This window comes from Streptomyces sp. Ru72, from assembly GCF_002920635.1.
Lineage (GTDB): Bacteria > Actinomycetota > Actinomycetes > Streptomycetales > Streptomycetaceae > Streptomyces.
The window spans coordinates 136,292-151,912 of the sequence record NZ_PQSR01000002.1; the positions used below are offsets into that span (position 1 = coordinate 136,292).

A 15,621-nucleotide genomic window follows, 5' to 3' on the forward strand; every position below is an offset into this window, starting at 1 on the left:
GGTTGCGGAGGCCGTGACCCATCCAGCACGATGCGAGGAACAGAGAGTCGACGGCATCCCCACCCGGTCCCTGGCGGACAACAGCATCGCTCCTCCCACCGACTGCCAATGGTCGACACCATGCGCGCTCCTCGCGCGAGCCGGAGCGCACCACCGGCGGTCACGCAGACAAGCGGCGCACCCCCCGGCGCCGCTCCCCGGGCACCGGCGCTGCCCTGACGTCGGTGCTGACGGAGAAGGGCCCCGCGGTCTTCCCCGAGCCCTCGGCCACGCCGAGCCGGGATCCCCCGCCGCGGGGCCTTTCGCCGTCCCAGGGCCTGCTCGGCCTCAGGTACGGGAGACCGTCCCACGGCTCTGTCGACCGCCCAGGTTCCGTGTGACGCAGCACACATAAGAATTCCGTGAATGGGAGCGCAACCATTCACCTCGCACACAGGTCACACCTGGCGAATCATGGGCCACACCCGCGCCGCCACGCGGCGGGCTCGCCCCAAGATGCGTCGCGTCGTAGCGGCGCACCAGACTCTTCGAGGTCTTCATGAAGCTTCGCCGTGCCCTGGCCGCCGCGGCGGCGACGGCTGCCATAGCCCCGCTCGCGCTGCTGTCGGCGCCGGCCGCGTTCGCGGAGGACGCGACTCCCTCCGCCACCGCGACCGCGACCACGGCCACCCCGTCGCCGACCAGCTCCGCGACGGAGACCACCGGCACCGCCACGCCCCAGGCCGGCGGCCAGTCCACGACCGCAACCTCGTCGGCGACGACGACCACGACACCCACCGGCACACCGACCTCCTCGGCCACCACGTCGACGCCGACGAAGAGCGCGGAGCCCACCACCGAGCCGACGCCCTGCAGCGACGACCTGAACGACCCCGACTCCCAGCTGAGCATCGACGTGTCCGGTCTGCCCGGAAAGATCGTCGCGGGCAGCGGCTGGCACACCTTCAAGCTGACCGCGGCGAATCACAGCGACCAGTCCCTCGGCAAGGTCCAGTGGCTCGCGGCCGTCGACAACGACTCGGCGAGCGACAACGAGAAGGACTGGCTGAGCACCTACGCCCTGCTCGAGTACTACAACCCGGAGACCAAGCGCTGGGAGTCCCTCGCGGACGAGATCGGCAACGGCATCTACTTCGGTGAGACGCCGCTCGGCCCCAAGCAGACGGTCGACATCAAGCTGCGGGTCAACATCACCGCGAAGGCCCCCGCGGGCGCCGGCTACACCGTGGGCCTCGGCGGATACGTGGACCAGGAGAAGAGCTGCGAGCACAGCGCGTTCGGGTACTTCGAGTTCACCGTCCTCAAGCCCGGCAGCAGCAACGACAACCCCGGTCAGGCCAAGCCCGGCAAGGGCCAGAAGCCGGCGGGCGGCAAGACGCCGCAGGGCGGTGCGGCTGAGATCCCGGCCACCGGCACCCTCGCCTCCACCGGTTCCTCCTCCGCGCTGCCGACCATCGCGCTCGTCGGCGGTGTCGCCGTCGTCGCCGGTGGCGGCGTCATCTTCGCGGTGCGGCGCCGCAAGGCCGGGGGCCACGCCGCCGCGTAACCATCCCGGGCGTGGGCGGACCGTGTGAGCGGTTCGCCTCGCACCAAGGAGAAGGACCTGGGCTCGGAGGGGGGCCCAGGTCCTTTTCTGCTTCTGCGCGCTACTGCTTGGGCGGCATCGTCGGCATCCCCAGGAACGGCAGCCGCAGCGCCCCGAACGCCTTGACGGGCACCGCCGGGTGACGGGGTTCCACCGGCTTGAGCCGCTCGTACCGCGCACCCTGCGCCGGGCGCGGATCCGCCTCGCCCTTGTTCGGCCAGTACGACATCGCCCGCTCGGCCTGTGCGGTGATCGTCAGTGAGGGGTTGACGCCCAGGTTCGCCGACACCGCCGCGCCGTCGACCACCGAGATGCCGGGGTGGCCGTAGAGCCGGTGGTACGGGTCGATGACGCCGGTCTCGCGGGAGTCGCCGATCGGGCAGCCGCCGAGGAAGTGGGCGGTCAGCGGGGTGCCCATCAGTTCGCCGACGTTGCTGCCCGCGAAACCGTTGATCTCGGCTGCGAGCACGGACGCCGCCTGAGAGGCCGCCCTGATCTGCTTCGGGTTGGGCCTGCCATGGCCCTGCCGGGCCGTCAGCAGGCCCTTGCCGACGCCGTTCGGCTTCAGATACGTCGTCAGGGAGTTGTCCAGCGACTGCATCACCAGGCCGATGATGGTCCGCTCCGACCAGCGTCGGTTGGACAGGGAGCGGGCCATCAGCCACGGATGACGTGCCGCGTTCGCGAGCCAGGCCAGGGCGCGGGAGCGGCCCTCCGCATAGGGGACCTGGAGGATCGACAGGCCGCCCATCGCGTTCGAGCCCCTGCCGTAGCGGACCGGCTCGATGTGCGTGTTCTCGTCCGGGTGGATCGAGGACGTGATCGCCACGCCCCGCGTGAAGTCGACCTTCGGTGCGCCGTGCGCCGTGCGGTAGCGCCGGTTGTCGGTCTGCGCGCCCACCAGTGCCTCGGAGTTGGTGCGGGTCAGCTCGCCCAGCCGGTCCGAGAGGTACGGCAGTTGGCCGTTCGCCTTCATGCGGTGCAGCAGGGTCTGGGTTCCGTAGGTGCCCGCCGCGAGCACCACCCGCCGTGCCGTGAAGACGCGTCCCCTGCCCTTGCGCCGGTCGTCCGTCGGCAGGGTCGCCACGGCGTACCCGCCCCGGGAGTCGTCCGTGACCGACACGACCGTCGTCATGGGGTGCACGACCGCGCCCGCCTTCTCGGCGAGGTGGAGGTAGTTCTCGTTGAGGGTGTTCTTCGCGCCGTGCCGGCAGCCCGTCATGCACTCGCCGCACTCGGTGCACGCCCGGCGGGCCGGGCCGGCGCCGCCGAAGTACGGGTCCGGGACCTCCTCGCCGGGCCGGGCCTTCGCCGTTTTGTCGGCGTCCTCGCCGTCACCGAAGAACACGCCCACCGGTGCCAGATGGAAGGTGTCCCCGACCCCCATCCGCTCGGCGGCCGCCTTGAGGTGCACGTCGGAGGGGGTCATGGTCGGGTTCAGCCGAACGCCGAGCATGCGCCGGGCCTGGTCGTAGTACGGGCTCAGCTCCTCCTGCCAGTCGGTGATCCCCCGCCACTGCGGGTCGTCGAAGAAGGCCTTCGGAGGCACGTAGAGGGTGTTGGCGTAGTTGAGGGAGCCACCGCCGACGCCGGCGCCCGCGAGGACCATGACGTTGCCGAGCAGGTGGATGCGCTGGATGCCGTACATGCCAAGGGCGGGCGCCCAGAGGTAGTTCTTCAGGTCCCAGGAGTTCTTCGGCAGCGTCTCGCGGGTGAAGCGGCGGCCCGCCTCGAGGACCCCGACGCGGTAGCCCTTCTCGGTCAGTCGGAGCGCGGAGACGGATCCGCCGAACCCCGAGCCCACGACGATGACGTCGTAGTCGTACCCGTCCTCGTCCCTGGTCTGGACAGACTTCTCCTGCGACACGTGCTCTCCTCGTTGAGAACGGGTTGCCTGCTGGGGAACTAGCGGAGGCGGAGCGCCTTCATCGCCTTCAGGCTCCGGCTCATGAACGCCGCGTACTTCTCGTCGTCCATCCCCAGCGAGGGGGCCATCGGCAGCAGTCGCTGCTGGGCGACCGTCTGGGCCTCGGTGTACTTGAGGATGCCCTCCGAGCCGTGGCGGCGGCCGAGGCCGGAGTCCTTCATGCCGCCCATCGGGGACTGGACGCTGCCGTACGCCGGTGCGTAGCCCTCGTTGACGTTGACCGTGCCCGTGCGCAGCCGGGCCGCGACCTCGCGCCCCCGTCGGCCGTTCTTCGTCCAGACCGACGAATTCAGGCCGTACGGCGTGGCGTTGGCGCGCTCGATCGCCTCGTCCTCGCTCTTGAAGCGGTAGATCGACACGACCGGGCCGAAGGTCTCCTCCGCGCACACCGCCATCGGGGCCTCGACGCCGTCGAGGACGGTCGGCTCGTAGAAGTACGGGCCGACGTCCGGGCGGGCCACCCCGCCGGCCAGCACCTTCGCCCCCTTGGCCACGGCCTCCTCGACATGCCGGGTCACGGTCTCGAGCTGCCGCTCGCCGACCAGCGACCCCATGTCGGCACCGTAGGCGAGGGACGTGCCGAGCCGCAGGGCCTTGGTGCGGGCGACGAACCGCTCCAGGAAGGCGTCCGCGACCGACTCGTGGACGTACAACCGCTCGATGGAGATGCACAGTTGCCCGGCCGAGGAGAAGCAGGCCCGCACCGCGCCCTCGGCGGCCTTCTCGACGTCCGCGTCCTGAAGGACCAGCATGGCGTTCTTGCCGCCGAGTTCGAGGGAGACGCCGACGAGCCGGGCGGCGGCGCCCTGGGCGACCTCGCGGCCGGTGCGGGTGGAGCCGGTGAAGGAGACGTAGTCGGCGTGCTTGACGACCTCTGGGCCGACGACCGGGCCGTCGCCGATGACGACCTGGAAGACCTCGGCGGGCAGTCCGGCCTCGATCAGCAGGTCGCGTGCCCACAGCGCGGTCAGGCAGGTCTCCGTGTCGGGCTTCATCACGACGGCGTTGCCCGCGGCGAAGGCGGGGAGCGCGTCGCCGACCGACAGCTCCAGCGGGTAGTTCCAGGGGGCGATCTGGCCGACCACGCCGCGCGGATGGCGCAGTTCGGTCACCTTGGTCAGCGTCGGCACGGCGCCGGTGTGCCGCTTCGGCCTCAGGTACGAGGGCGCCTTGCGGCCGTAGTGCCGGGCCGCGACGGCGACGGCCTGCACCTCCTCGTGGGCGTGCAGACGGGCCTTTCCGGTCTCCAGCTGGATCAGGTCGAGGACCTCGGCCTGCCGTTCCAGCACCAGGTCGTGGAAGCGGAGGAGCACCGCGGCGCGCTGCCGTACCGGGGTCTGTGCCCAGACCGCCTGGGCGGCACGGGCCCGGTCGAAGGCGACGGCGACGTCCTCGGGGGTGGACTCGGGCAGGTCGGCCAGCTTCTCGCCGGTGAACGGCGTGTGGTTGGCGGTGCGGCCCGAGCCGACCACGCCCTTGGTGAGCTGGGCGACCAGCTCCGGCGTCACCACGTCGACGGCGGTGCGGGCACCCGTGGGGGCGGGAGCGAGGGGGTTGGTGCCGGCCGTGCCCGTACCGGTCTGTGCGGTGGCCTTCTCCGGGGCCTGCGAGTCCGTCATGAGCCGCAGGGTATGCCGGGGCGGAGCGTTTGGGTACCCGTCGGTAACGCGCTTTCACGGGGCGTCCACACCGCGCCAGTGACCGCTGGCAGCGAATGCGCTGATCAGGGCGTCGTCAGGACGTCAGCATGTTCTTGCCCACTTTCAGGCGGTCCCGGGCGCCCTTGAAGAGGGAGGTGCCGCGCTTCTCGTCCGGGGTGCCCTTCGGCATGTCCACGCGCAGCACGTAGTACTCGCGGGCGGCCGTGACGATCAACAGTTGCAGGACGCGGTACCGCTTCTTCCCCACCGTGTAGGTGGTGTCGGTGAGCATGGCGTCGTCGCCGTGGAAGCTCGTCGGGGTGTAGAGCGTGCCGGGGTCGTCGGCGGGCCAGGAGGCGGTGGCCTGCCGTGCCCAGGCCTTCAGGGGGGTGGGGACCGATGTCTCCCGGGTCAGGCGGAGCCGGACGGTGTCGTCGCCGTAGGTCACCGTGCGGTCCGTGGCGGCGCCCCTGGGGATGTCCGACGGTACGGAGACGATCGCGTCGAGCTTCGCCTCGCGGTGGGCGATCCAGGAGCCGGGGGATGCGACGGCCGGGGCCGAACTGTAGGTGGCGGTGTGTTCGGTGACGCCCTCGCTCTCGGGGGTGCCGAAGTAGGAGGTGGCGAACCAGGTGCCGCCGACGAGGAGGACGCCGAGCGCGGCGACGGGGACCGGGCGGAGGAGGGCGGGACGCTTCGGCTTCGCCTCCGGCACCACCACGGCGGCGGTCCCCGGGGCGAACGGAGCGGGGGCCTCCGTCTCGGACGGCTCGGCAGGTTCCGGCTCGGACGGCTCGGCGGCCCCCTGCTTCGACGCCGAGGCCGCCTCCGCCTGCGGCGCGGCTCCGAGTGACGTGCCGGGACCGCCGGCGCCCACGGCTTCCGGACCGCCGGCGACCACGGTTCCGGGGCCGCCGTCGTCCGCAGTCCGCGACGGCGCGGCCCCGAACCGTACCGTCCCGACGTCGTCGGCGAACTCCCCGAGACCGGAGGCATCCTGAGCGGCCGTCGAATCCCCCCGTTCCGCACCCGGCACCGGCCACCCCCCGGCCACCGTCTCCAGAACCGCACCGACCTCCTCCGCGTCGGGCCGCCGCTCGGGCTCCTTGACCAGCAGCCGTGCGATGAGCGGCCCGAGCCTCCCGGCCTGCCGGGGTTCGGGAGGCTCGGTGGCGAGGATCGCGGCGAGCGTGGACTCCACCGTCGTACGGCGAAAGGGCGACGATCCTTCGACGGCGGCGTACAGCAGCACGCCCAGCGACCACAGGTCGGAGGCGGGACCGGCGCTCCGGCCGGACATCCGTTCCGGTGCGACGAACTCGAGCGAGCCGACGAACTCCCCGGTGACGGTGAGGGATTCCTCGCCCTGGACGTGTGCGATACCGAAGTCGGTGAGGACCACCCGGCCGCGCGGACCGAGCAGGACGTTCGCCGGCTTCACGTCGCGGTGCACGATGCCGACGCGGTGCGCCGCGTCCAGCGCGCCGACGACGGCGAGCCCGATGCGCGCCGCCTCCTCGGCCGGCAGCGGCCCGCGGCGCAGCGCGTCCGCCAGGGACTCCCCTCGGACCAGCTCCATGACGATCCAGGGGCATCCGTCCTCCACGATCACGTCGTGGATCGACACGGCCGCGGGATGGTCGACGCGGGCCGCGGCACGTGCCTCGCGGTAGAGCCGGTGGGCGGCGCGCCGGTGTGCCTCGTCCTCCGGATCGCCGGGCAGGTGGGGCTGCTTGACGGCGACGTCGCGCTCCATGAGCTCGTCCACGGCACGCCACACGGTGCCCATGCCGCCGGAGCCGAGGCGTTCGGTCAGCCGGTAGCGACCGTCGATCAGACGTCCCGCGTCAGTACGCATGTCTCATGAGTACCGTGCGGAGTCGCGAGTTGTCGAAGCGGGTCCCGGCCGCCGGACGCACACCGTTGCCGTCCTGTGAGGCACACGCGGCTCAGAGTGTGTCGATCTCCAGGTTCGCCCTCGCCGTCCGCGCCACTTCGCGGCCGCGTTCCGTGAAATCGCCCTTGCCCGGGTAGCTGACCGTCAGTTTGTACATGTCGCCCGCGGAGTTCTTGTAATAGAAGATCGTCAGCTCGCGCGGGCGCGGATCGAGGCTGTCGTCGGTCATGTAGGAGACCGTGTTCTCGGCGGCCTTTCTGCCGTGGTACGTGATGCCGTCCTTCGGGGCCGTCCTCGGGCCCTTGGGCATGTCCAACTGATAGGCGCCGCTGTTCTTGAAGGCGTCGTTGTCGGCGTACATCTCGGCCGCCGACGAGTCCTTGATCTGGTGGGAGGTGTCCTGGGACTTCCTCGCCAGGTGCAGGGCGATCGAGATGCTGCCGCTCCAGTCGGTGTACGTCACCCAGTTCTTGTCGGTGTCGTCCTTCTTCGGCCGGCTCGGCTGGTAGTCGGCGGGCACGGCGAGTGTGGCGCCCAGTGCCTTCTCCGGGTGTTGCCGCCAACCTCCCGGCAGCGGCCCGGCGAACGGGTCCGCGACGACCAGGTACGCCGCCACCGCGGCCGCGACGACGGCCGCCCCGGCCGCGAGCAGGGTGCCGCGGCCCAGGCGGACGCCCTTGCGACCGGGCACGGTGATCTGCACGGGCGCCGGCTCTCTCGCCGCCTCCTGAAGCAGCCGGCGCACCTCAGCGGCGTCGGGGCGGCGCGCCGGGTCCTTGTTCAGCAGGCCGCCGATGGCGTCGGCGAGCGGACCCCGCGCGGAGGCCGGGGGCGCCGGTGTGGAGTTGAGCACCGACTGCAGGGTGGCGGGCGTGTTGGTGCGCCGGAACGGCGAGATGCCCTCGGTCGCCGCGTACAGCACCACCCCCAGCGACCACAGGTCCGACTCGGGGCCTGGGCGCCGGCCCAGCACCCGCTCCGGCGCGATGTATTCGGGGGAGCCGACGAAACCGCCCGTCTCCGTCAGCTTCGTCTCGCCCTCGATCTGAGCGATGCCGAAGTCGGTGAGCACCACGCGCTCGTACCGGCCGAGCAGGATGTTGTCGGGCTTCACGTCGCGGTGCAGGACGCCCGCGACGTGCGCGGCCTCCAGCGCGCCGAGCACTTCGAGACCGATCCGCGCCGCCTCGCGCACCCCGAGCGTGCCCTCCTGGAGCACATCGCCCAGGGACCGGCCCCGCACCAGCTCCATCACGATCCACGGCCTGCCGTCCACGACGGCGACGTCGTGCACGTCGACGACCGCGGGGTGGTCGAGGCGGGCGGCGGCCCGTGCCTCACGGCGCATCCGCTCGTAGGCGTTGGACTGTTCACGTTCGGGAAGGTGGTCGGGCACCCTGGGTTCCTTGACGGCGACCTCCCGGTCCACTGTCTCGTCCTTGGCCCGCCACACCGTGCCCATGCCGCCGTGCCCCAGCTTGGCGAGCAGCCGGTAGCGCCCGGCGACAAGCCGTCCGGCGCCCGGGTCCCGCGGCGCCTCGGGGGCCGCCTGGGTGGGGACGGCGTGGGCCTGCGGCTGCGGCCGGGCGTAGGGGTTTCCCGGGTACGGCACGGCCGGCCGCGGCGGTTGCAGTCCGAAACTCGTCGGTTCGCCCGCCTGTTGGGGCACTCCCCCGTGGTCGCTCATGCGCTCATGCTTATCGTGTCGGCGCCCCCTCAGCCACCCTTGTCCCGTTCCAGTCACAGACCCGTGACGCGGGGCCTCGTACGGGGTCACCCCGGAGCGAACGTGTCCACCGCCACGTCGAAGTACTCCTTCGCCTCCCGGACCTTCCCGACCGGCGCCGACACCCATACGTCGTACATCCGGCCGCCCTCGTCCCAGCACAGGTCGTAGGTGTGCCGAGGTCCCTCGGCCGCGGTGAAGCCGTCCCAGGTGAACTCCCACAGCGCCGCCGGGTTTCCGCGGTGCGAGGTCTCGGTGACCCGGCCGTCGTGATAGCCCGGGTTGGTGGACGGCCCGTCCTCGTCAGAGCGCCGCATCACCGCGAGGGGGCCGCCCGCCGCGGGGTCCGCCACCTTGATGCCGAGGCGGAAGGTCCCTCCCGGAGACACGTAGAAGATCCGCTCGCCCTGCGGACTGCGGGTGAAGCCGTCCGGTACGGCCAGCGAGAAACCGTTCGGGTCCCGTACCAGCCGGTACCCGGAGGGCGCCCTGCGGGTGACCTCCGACGTCGCCGAGGCCGGCGTACGGGTCACCGTCACCGTGGGCGCGGGCCGGGCAGTGGACGGGAGCGTCGGCCCCCGGCTCACCGACGTGCGCGCCGTACCCGGGCTCGCCGCTCCCCCGCCGTCGCCTCCGTCGCGCAGCAGCAGCGCCGCCGCCGAGACACCCGCGCCCGCCATGGCCGCGACCAGGGCGGCGGCCACGAACACGCCCCGCACGGACTGCCTGCCGGAGGCCGGCGCCACGGGCGCCTCCTGCGGGGACGGCGGCGTGTCGCGAGGCACGTCCCGCTGCGTCGGCGGGTACGGCACGGGGGCCGTCGGCGTACGCCCGGTCTGCAGAAACTCCCGCAGCAACCCCTCCGCCTCCGCCGCGTCCAGACGCCGGTCGGGATCGCGTTCCAGCAGCCCCCGGACGACGGGCAGGATCGGCCCGGCCTGCTCGGGCGGGCGGATCTCGCCCGCGACCACCGCGTGCAGGATGCCGCCCAACGAGTCGCGGCGGAACGGCGACTCGCCGCTCAGCACCGTGCACAGCAGGGCCCCGAGGGACCACAGGTCGGACTCGGGCCCGGTCCGTTCGCCGGACATCCGCTCGGGCGCGGTGTACTCGGGGGACCCGACGAACGCGCCGGTCTCGGTGAGCGTCGTGGCACCCGTGACCTGGGCGATGCCGAAGTCGGTGAGGACGACGCGGCCGGTACCCGCCTCCATCAGGACGTTCGCGGGTTTCAGATCGCGGTGCAGCACGCCCGCGTCGTGCGCCCGGCGCAGCGCGCCGAGCAGGGCGATGCCGATGCGGGCGGCCTCCCGGGCGTCCACCGGCCCGCGGGTGGCGATGCGCTGGGCGAGCGAGCCGCCGTCGATCAGCTCCATCACGATGTACGGGCGTTCGTCGTGCTCGACGACGTCGTGGACGACGATGATGTGCGGGTGCCGCAACCGCGCCACCGCGCGCGCCTCGCGCAGGGTGCGCTCACGGTGCAGCCGGGCCTCCTCGGCGGACAGGGAGAGGTCGAGGACGAGCTCCTTGACGGCCACCTGCCGGTCGAGAAGCTCGTCGGACGCCCGCCAGACGACGCCCATGCCGCCGCGCCCGATCCGCTCCTGAAGCCGGTAACGCCCCGCTACGAGCCGGCCGTTCTCCCCCTCGGTCCCCATGCGCCCCATCATGCCGCACCGGACGGACGCCTTCCGGCACGGCGACCGGCCAAGTGTGCCGCTGTCCCGAGACAGCCGGTGGCACACTCCTCAGGCCCTGGCGCGGGCCGTGCTGTACCGGATCGACGAGACCACCGCGATGGAACGGCGGCGATGGCCACCACGTGGCCATTCAACTCATATCCTCCCTGGGTGGGGATTCCCTTAAGGGTTGGACCTGGCGCCACGAATACGGCGGAAACGGATCGACTCTCTCCTTCACCACTCACGCGTCGACCACCGATAATTCGCTCCGCTATATCGGTGTGCACGTTGCGGTCTGGGAGGGGGACAAAATAGTCAGCGGGCACACTTGCTCGGATTGGGCTTGATCCCCGCACGACAATCTTAGTCATCTTCACGGCCTGTTCGGCGGATCTCTTATACGGAGTTCCGCCGAAGGCCTGTCGTGGAACCGAGCTGATTCAAGCGGTGCAGAGCGCCCGTGACCTGCGTCCCGGGCGCGCCGAGCGGCGCCCGCACGTCGATGCGGCCCCATCAGGCCCGGACGCTTGCATGGTGAACGTCGGCGAGCGGACCGCCGGGCTCACCACGGTGGTCCGCCCTCCGAATTCGCCCGGCTCTCCGTCAGGTTCCTCAGCCTGGTGTTCTGCGTCCCCTCAAGGACCCTCGGATACAGCAGCCCGGCAGAAAAGCCGGACGCGCTGCCAAGCGCCGATCGGTGCGCTCACCGCCTGACTTCGCCCTCTCGCCAGGTCTGCAGCACAGTCTCAAACTGCTTGCGAGTGGCGGTCCACTCCTCCACAGGAGAGGCCATGCTGATCGCGTACTCAAATCCGCTCCGGGCGATGTACATCAGGTCGACGGTCCGGTACGCGCCAGGGGGACGCGAACCATTGGCCTGCTCCGTCCACTTGTATTCCAGCCGGGAGCCTTTCCGGTCACGGTAGACCTGGCGCTGCATGCTCAAGCGCTCGTAGTCCGCCAACTGGCGCCTCAACTGCTGTTCCAGTTCCACTTGGTGCAGGTACGGGTCGTCGTAGTCCGGCGAGGTGTCGACGGCGATACGCACCAGGTGCTCACCCCTGTCGGGCGAATAGTCGACTTGCTGCAAGCCGTCCTTGCTCTTGATGGAGACCGACCGCTTCCAGCCCGCGGGTAGGTAGAGGCTGAAGCCCGCAGGATCGTCGTACTGCTGCCAGCCCGTGGGAATCGTCCCCTGCGGCTCCTCCGGCGGCTTGGAGCTCGACGCCGTGGTGACGGAGGTGCCGCCGACCGACTCCGGGGCCCCCTGGCCCCACTTGTGCAGTACCACGGCCGTACCTCCGCCGACGATCGCGGCGAGGGCGACCACCAGGGCGAGCGTGCGCAGCCGACGGCGCTTGGGCGGCCGTACCGGCTGTATCGGCTGCCCCTGCGGGACGGAGGCGTGTTGCCCGGAATCCGTGTCGTACGGACCGAAGGCCCGCCTCGGCCCGGTCACAGTCACGGGCGGATACGGCGTTCCGATGGCCCTCTCCGCGCCGGTGGGCCTGGGACCCGTCTGCGTCTCCGGCTGGAAGCGGCCGTGCTGCGTCGGTACGAACATCTGAGCCGCGTTCGACCGCCGCCCCTCCGCGGCCTCCGCGAGCATCTGCTCGGTCTCGTCGGCGCCGGGCCGGTGCGCCGGGTCCTTCTGCAGCAGGGCGGTGATGACGGGGCCGAGCGGGCCGGCGTGCTCCGGCTCGGCGACGTCCTCCTCGACGACCGCCTGCATGGTGGTCAGCGGCGAGGTCCGCCGGAACGGCGACCTGCCCTCCACCGCCGTGTACAGCGTGGCGCCGAGCGCCCACAGGTCGGAGGCCGGGCCCGGGTCGTGGCCTCGGACGCGCTCGGGCGCGAGGTAGTCGACCGATCCGACGATCTCTCCGGTGCGGGTGATGGTGGTGTCGCCCTCGACCTGCGCGATCCCGAAGTCGGTGAGGAGTACCCGCCCGTCGGCGGCGAGCAGGACGTTGCCGGGCTTCACGTCGCGGTGCAGCACGCCCGCGGAGTGCGCGGCACGCAGTGCGCGCAGCACCCACACCCCGATCCGCGCGGCCTCGCTGGGCTCGACCCGGCCGCGTTCCTTGACCGCGTCGGCCAGTGAGCCGCCCTCGACGAGCTCCATGACGATCCACGGCCGGTTGTCGTGCTCCAGCACGTCGTGCACCGTGACGACGGCCGAGTGGTTGATGCGCGCGGCGGCCCGTGCCTCGGCGTGGGTACGGGCGAGGAGTACGGCTCGGTCACTCTCCGTGACATACAGTGCGGCCGTCAGTTCCTTGATGGCGACCGCCCGGTGCAGCACCTCGTCGTGGGCACGCCACACCCGGCCCATGCCGCCGCTGCCGATCGAGTCGACGAGCCGGTAGCGGCCCGCGAGGAGCAGGCCCTGCATCTGATTCACGTTTCCCCGCAATGTTCTTGACGAGGTCACATTAAAGAGCGGTCCCCGTGCAGGGAACCGGCGGGGCCGTAACGGAGACCGCACTGTGACGGTTCTCCCTTCCCCGTACGGGACGGAACCACCGCACACTCAGCGCAATCGGACCACTGTGGGTGCCGGGATCGGTCAGTTCGTCACCCTGTAGGTGGCCTCCGCCTGTTCGAACAGCCGGGTGACCTCGTCGCGTTCGGCGTCGGGGCCGCGCACCTGCACCACGTGGTAGTGGCCGCCGACGAGGACGGCGAGGTTGCGCACGAACAGCTCCTGCCCGTTGCCGTTCGTCCAGGTGAACTGCCCCTCGGCCATGGTCCGTCCGCCGACGTCGATGCGCCGCATGCCGCTGGATGTGGCCCACGTCGAGTCGCGGAACGGCTGCAGTTCCGGCTCGGACTCCCGCTGGTACGTCAGCGGGTCACTGCCGTACCTGCCGGTGGTGTCGCGCCCGGGCACGACGATCAACTGGAAGTCGCCCTGGGAGTAGACGACCTGGCCCTGCGCGTTCTTCGGGGTCCGGTTCCAGCCGTCGGCCACGGCGACGCTGAAGCCTTCGGGGTCCTTGCGCAGGGTGAATCCCTGGGCCACCTGGGGGCCGGTGGCCTGCGTCTGCGGTGAGTCGGCCGGTTTCGAGGGGCTGCTGGAGCCGCCCTGCTGCGGCTGCTGCGCGACGCCCGTGTCCGACTGCTGGGGGGCGGGGCTCGCCTGCCCGGCGGTGCCCGTGCGCTCCCCCGCGGTGCCGCTGCCGCCGCTGGTCCCGGCCTTCGGCATGAACGCCATCGCATACGCGATGGCCGCGGCCAGCGCGAGCAGGATCAGCAGCAGAAGGGTGCGGCCGAGGCGGCGCGGCTGGGGGCGGCCGTCCTTGGCCCGTTTGTGGCGGGCGTGGGCGGTCGCGGGCAGTCCGGCGCGCCGCCTGCGGACCAGTTCGCCCCGTCGCCGCACGATCGGCAGCCGGGCGGGGTCGACGGGCGGCGCCGCTATGACGTGCGCCCCCGCCTCCGGTTCGGGCGCGGACCGCACGAGGGAGCGCAGCCAACCGCGCAGCTCCTCGAAGTCGGGCCGCTCGGTCGGGTCCTGGCGCAGCAACGACTCCACGACCGGACGCAGCGGGCCGCACTCCTCGGCGAAGGCGGGCGGCTCCGAGCAGACGAGCTGCACCAGCTCGGCGGTGCTCTCCTCGGGGTAGGGCGCGTGCCCCTGGACGGCCCGGAACAGCAGCGCGCCCAGCGCCCACAGGTCGGTCGCGGGCCCGATCGGCGGTGCCAGCTGCCAGTTCTCGTGCACGGGCCCGGCCTGTTCGGGCGCCCAGCGCTCGGTGACCGGCCCGACCACGGCCATCCGGGCCTGCCGCGCCCGCTCGGCGGCGAGGGGGGTGGCGGGGCCGCGGTGGGGCCAGGGGGTGTCGGAACCGGGGAGCGCGGCCTTGTCGTACGGGCCGCTGCCGCTGCCCCGAGCACCTTGTGCGGCGTCGGCGGTGGGGGCCGTGGGGCGGGGGACGGCGCCGTGCCAGGACGCCGTACGGCCCGTCCCGTACGGGTCGGCGATCTGGCCCGGGGGCGGAGTGCCGGGGCCGCCGTCCTGGCCGGACGGCGACTGCGGCGGGGTGTCCGGGCCGGTGTCGGCCGGGCGGGGCGCGGGCAACGCCGTGTGGGCGCCGCGCTGTTCCTCCTGCACCCGTGCCGCGGCCCGGGCCCCGGCGCGGTAGGCCGCGATCGCCCCGGCCCGTGCCGCGCGCACGTCCTCCGCGGACTCAAGCGTGCGGGGCGCCACGGCGGGCACACCGGCGCCGGCCGGGCCCGCACCCGGAGCGGCGCCGTTCGCCCGCGCCTCGATCGCGGCCCGCCGCGCTGCCTCGGCGTCCACAGCGCGCACCGACCCGCCGGGCCCGAACGGGCCGCCGCCGGACCCGCCGGGCCGGGGAGCGGGCACGGGAGCCGTGGGGTCCCGATCCGTCGCACCGGACCCCGGCTCCGGCTCCCGTGCCGGCACCGGGTCGTACCCGCACAGCGCCTCCTCGGCCGCCCCGGCCGCCAGGCCGGTCAGTATCACGCGGCCGTCCTCGCAGACGAGCACCGTGCGGGCGGTGATGTTGCGGTGCACCCAGCCGTGGGCGTGCAGGACGCGCAACGCCATGAGGACGTCGGAGGCGACCTCGGCCGCGCGGTACGGCGTCAGCGGCTGTTCCGCGAGCAGGGCGGCGAGCGGGGTCGCGGCCACGAGTTCGCTCACGATCCACAGCGAGCCGCCCTCGGCGAACACGTCGAAGACCTGGTCGAGCCGAGGGTGGTCGGGTATTTGGGCGGCTGCCTGCGCGGCCTCGACGGCGCGCCGCACGGCCGGGTCGGTGGGCCGGCGCGTGGCCGTCGTCCGGCCCGGACCACCGCCGCGCGCGCCGTGGCCGTCCCGCGCCACGAAACCCGCGGGCAGCCCGTCCGCGTCGAGCACCTCCGCCTCGACGACCTCGGGCAACGGCACCTGCCGTATCAGGACCTCCTGCCCGCTGTAGGTGTCGAAGGCCCGGGTCTCGGCGAACTCGTACTCGTCGGCGGGGGGCAGCGGCAGGCGGTAGCGGTCGGCGAGTACCCGTCCCGCATAGTCGTCCACGATGCCTCCCCCGGCCGCCCGGTCGGTCAAGTCCGTTCGTCCCGCGTCCTGTTCTGGATGCGTACGGTTCGCGATCCGTCCTTCACGATACGTGCCGGAGGCAACCCGCATCCCGGG

The 15,621-nt window shown here is 72.3% G+C and carries 8 protein-coding genes; 1 reads left to right on the top strand and 7 read right to left on the bottom strand.

Going from position 1 to position 15,621, the window contains the following annotated elements:
• The first annotated feature begins 538 nt into the window (after nucleotides 1-538).
• Nucleotides 539-1,546: an LPXTG cell wall anchor domain-containing protein gene (locus C3488_RS39900; RefSeq protein ID WP_107528736.1), complete on the top strand. Its 1,008-nt coding sequence runs from the start codon at nucleotides 539-541 to the stop codon at nucleotides 1,544-1,546.
• Between the two features lie 100 nt (nucleotides 1,547-1,646).
• Here C3488_RS39900 and C3488_RS01740 read toward each other — a convergent pair whose 3' ends face one another.
• The 7 genes from C3488_RS01740 to C3488_RS01770 all read right to left on the bottom strand — a co-directional run bounded on the left by C3488_RS01740 (nucleotide 1,647) and on the right by C3488_RS01770 (nucleotide 15,504).
• Nucleotides 1,647-3,452 (bottom strand): GMC family oxidoreductase N-terminal domain-containing protein, encoded by a 1,806-nt coding sequence (locus C3488_RS01740; RefSeq protein ID WP_103837490.1) that lies wholly within the window; start codon nucleotides 3,450-3,452, stop codon nucleotides 1,647-1,649.
• 38 nt (nucleotides 3,453-3,490) lie between these two features.
• Nucleotides 3,491-5,131 carry a succinic semialdehyde dehydrogenase gene (locus C3488_RS01745; RefSeq protein ID WP_103837491.1) on the bottom strand — a complete coding sequence of 547 codons (1,641 nt, stop codon included), beginning with the start codon at nucleotides 5,129-5,131 and terminating at the stop codon, nucleotides 3,491-3,493.
• 115 nt (nucleotides 5,132-5,246) lie between these two features.
• Complete coding sequence (locus C3488_RS01750) at nucleotides 5,247-7,010, bottom strand: serine/threonine-protein kinase (protein WP_103837492.1); 1,764 nt, start codon at nucleotides 7,008-7,010, stop codon at nucleotides 5,247-5,249.
• A gap of 91 nt (nucleotides 7,011-7,101) precedes the next feature.
• Nucleotides 7,102-8,736: a serine/threonine-protein kinase gene (locus C3488_RS01755; RefSeq protein WP_103837493.1), complete on the bottom strand. Its 1,635-nt coding sequence runs from the start codon at nucleotides 8,734-8,736 to the stop codon at nucleotides 7,102-7,104.
• 86 nt (nucleotides 8,737-8,822) lie between these two features.
• Nucleotides 8,823-10,436, bottom strand: a complete 1,614-nt coding sequence (locus C3488_RS01760) for a serine/threonine-protein kinase (RefSeq protein ID WP_103837494.1) — start codon at nucleotides 10,434-10,436, stop codon at nucleotides 8,823-8,825.
• 727 nt (nucleotides 10,437-11,163) lie between these two features.
• Entirely contained in the window at nucleotides 11,164-12,855 is a 1,692-nt protein-coding gene (locus C3488_RS01765; RefSeq protein ID WP_103837495.1) for a serine/threonine-protein kinase, read from the bottom strand.
• 174 nt (nucleotides 12,856-13,029) lie between these two features.
• The gene (locus tag C3488_RS01770; protein WP_103837570.1) at nucleotides 13,030-15,504 is read right to left on the bottom strand and encodes a protein kinase; all 2,475 of its coding nucleotides are present in this window, start codon (nucleotides 15,502-15,504) and stop codon (nucleotides 13,030-13,032) included.
• Nucleotides 15,505-15,621 lie beyond the last annotated feature (117 nt).

Excerpts from the sequence above, each read along its gene's own strand:
- C3488_RS39900 (WP_107528736.1), top strand. The coding sequence starts at position 539 with ATGAAGCTTCGCCGTGCCCTGGCCGCCGCGGCGGCGACGGCTGCCATA.
- C3488_RS01745 (WP_103837491.1), bottom strand. The coding sequence starts at position 5,131 with ATGACGGACTCGCAGGCCCCGGAGAAGGCCACCGCACAGACCGGTACG.
- C3488_RS01750 (WP_103837492.1), bottom strand. The coding sequence starts at position 7,010 with ATGCGTACTGACGCGGGACGTCTGATCGACGGTCGCTACCGGCTGACC.
- C3488_RS01755 (WP_103837493.1), bottom strand. The coding sequence starts at position 8,736 with ATGAGCGACCACGGGGGAGTGCCCCAACAGGCGGGCGAACCGACGAGT.
- C3488_RS01760 (WP_103837494.1), bottom strand. The coding sequence starts at position 10,436 with ATGGGGACCGAGGGGGAGAACGGCCGGCTCGTAGCGGGGCGTTACCGG.
- C3488_RS01765 (WP_103837495.1), bottom strand. The coding sequence starts at position 12,855 with ATGCAGGGCCTGCTCCTCGCGGGCCGCTACCGGCTCGTCGACTCGATC.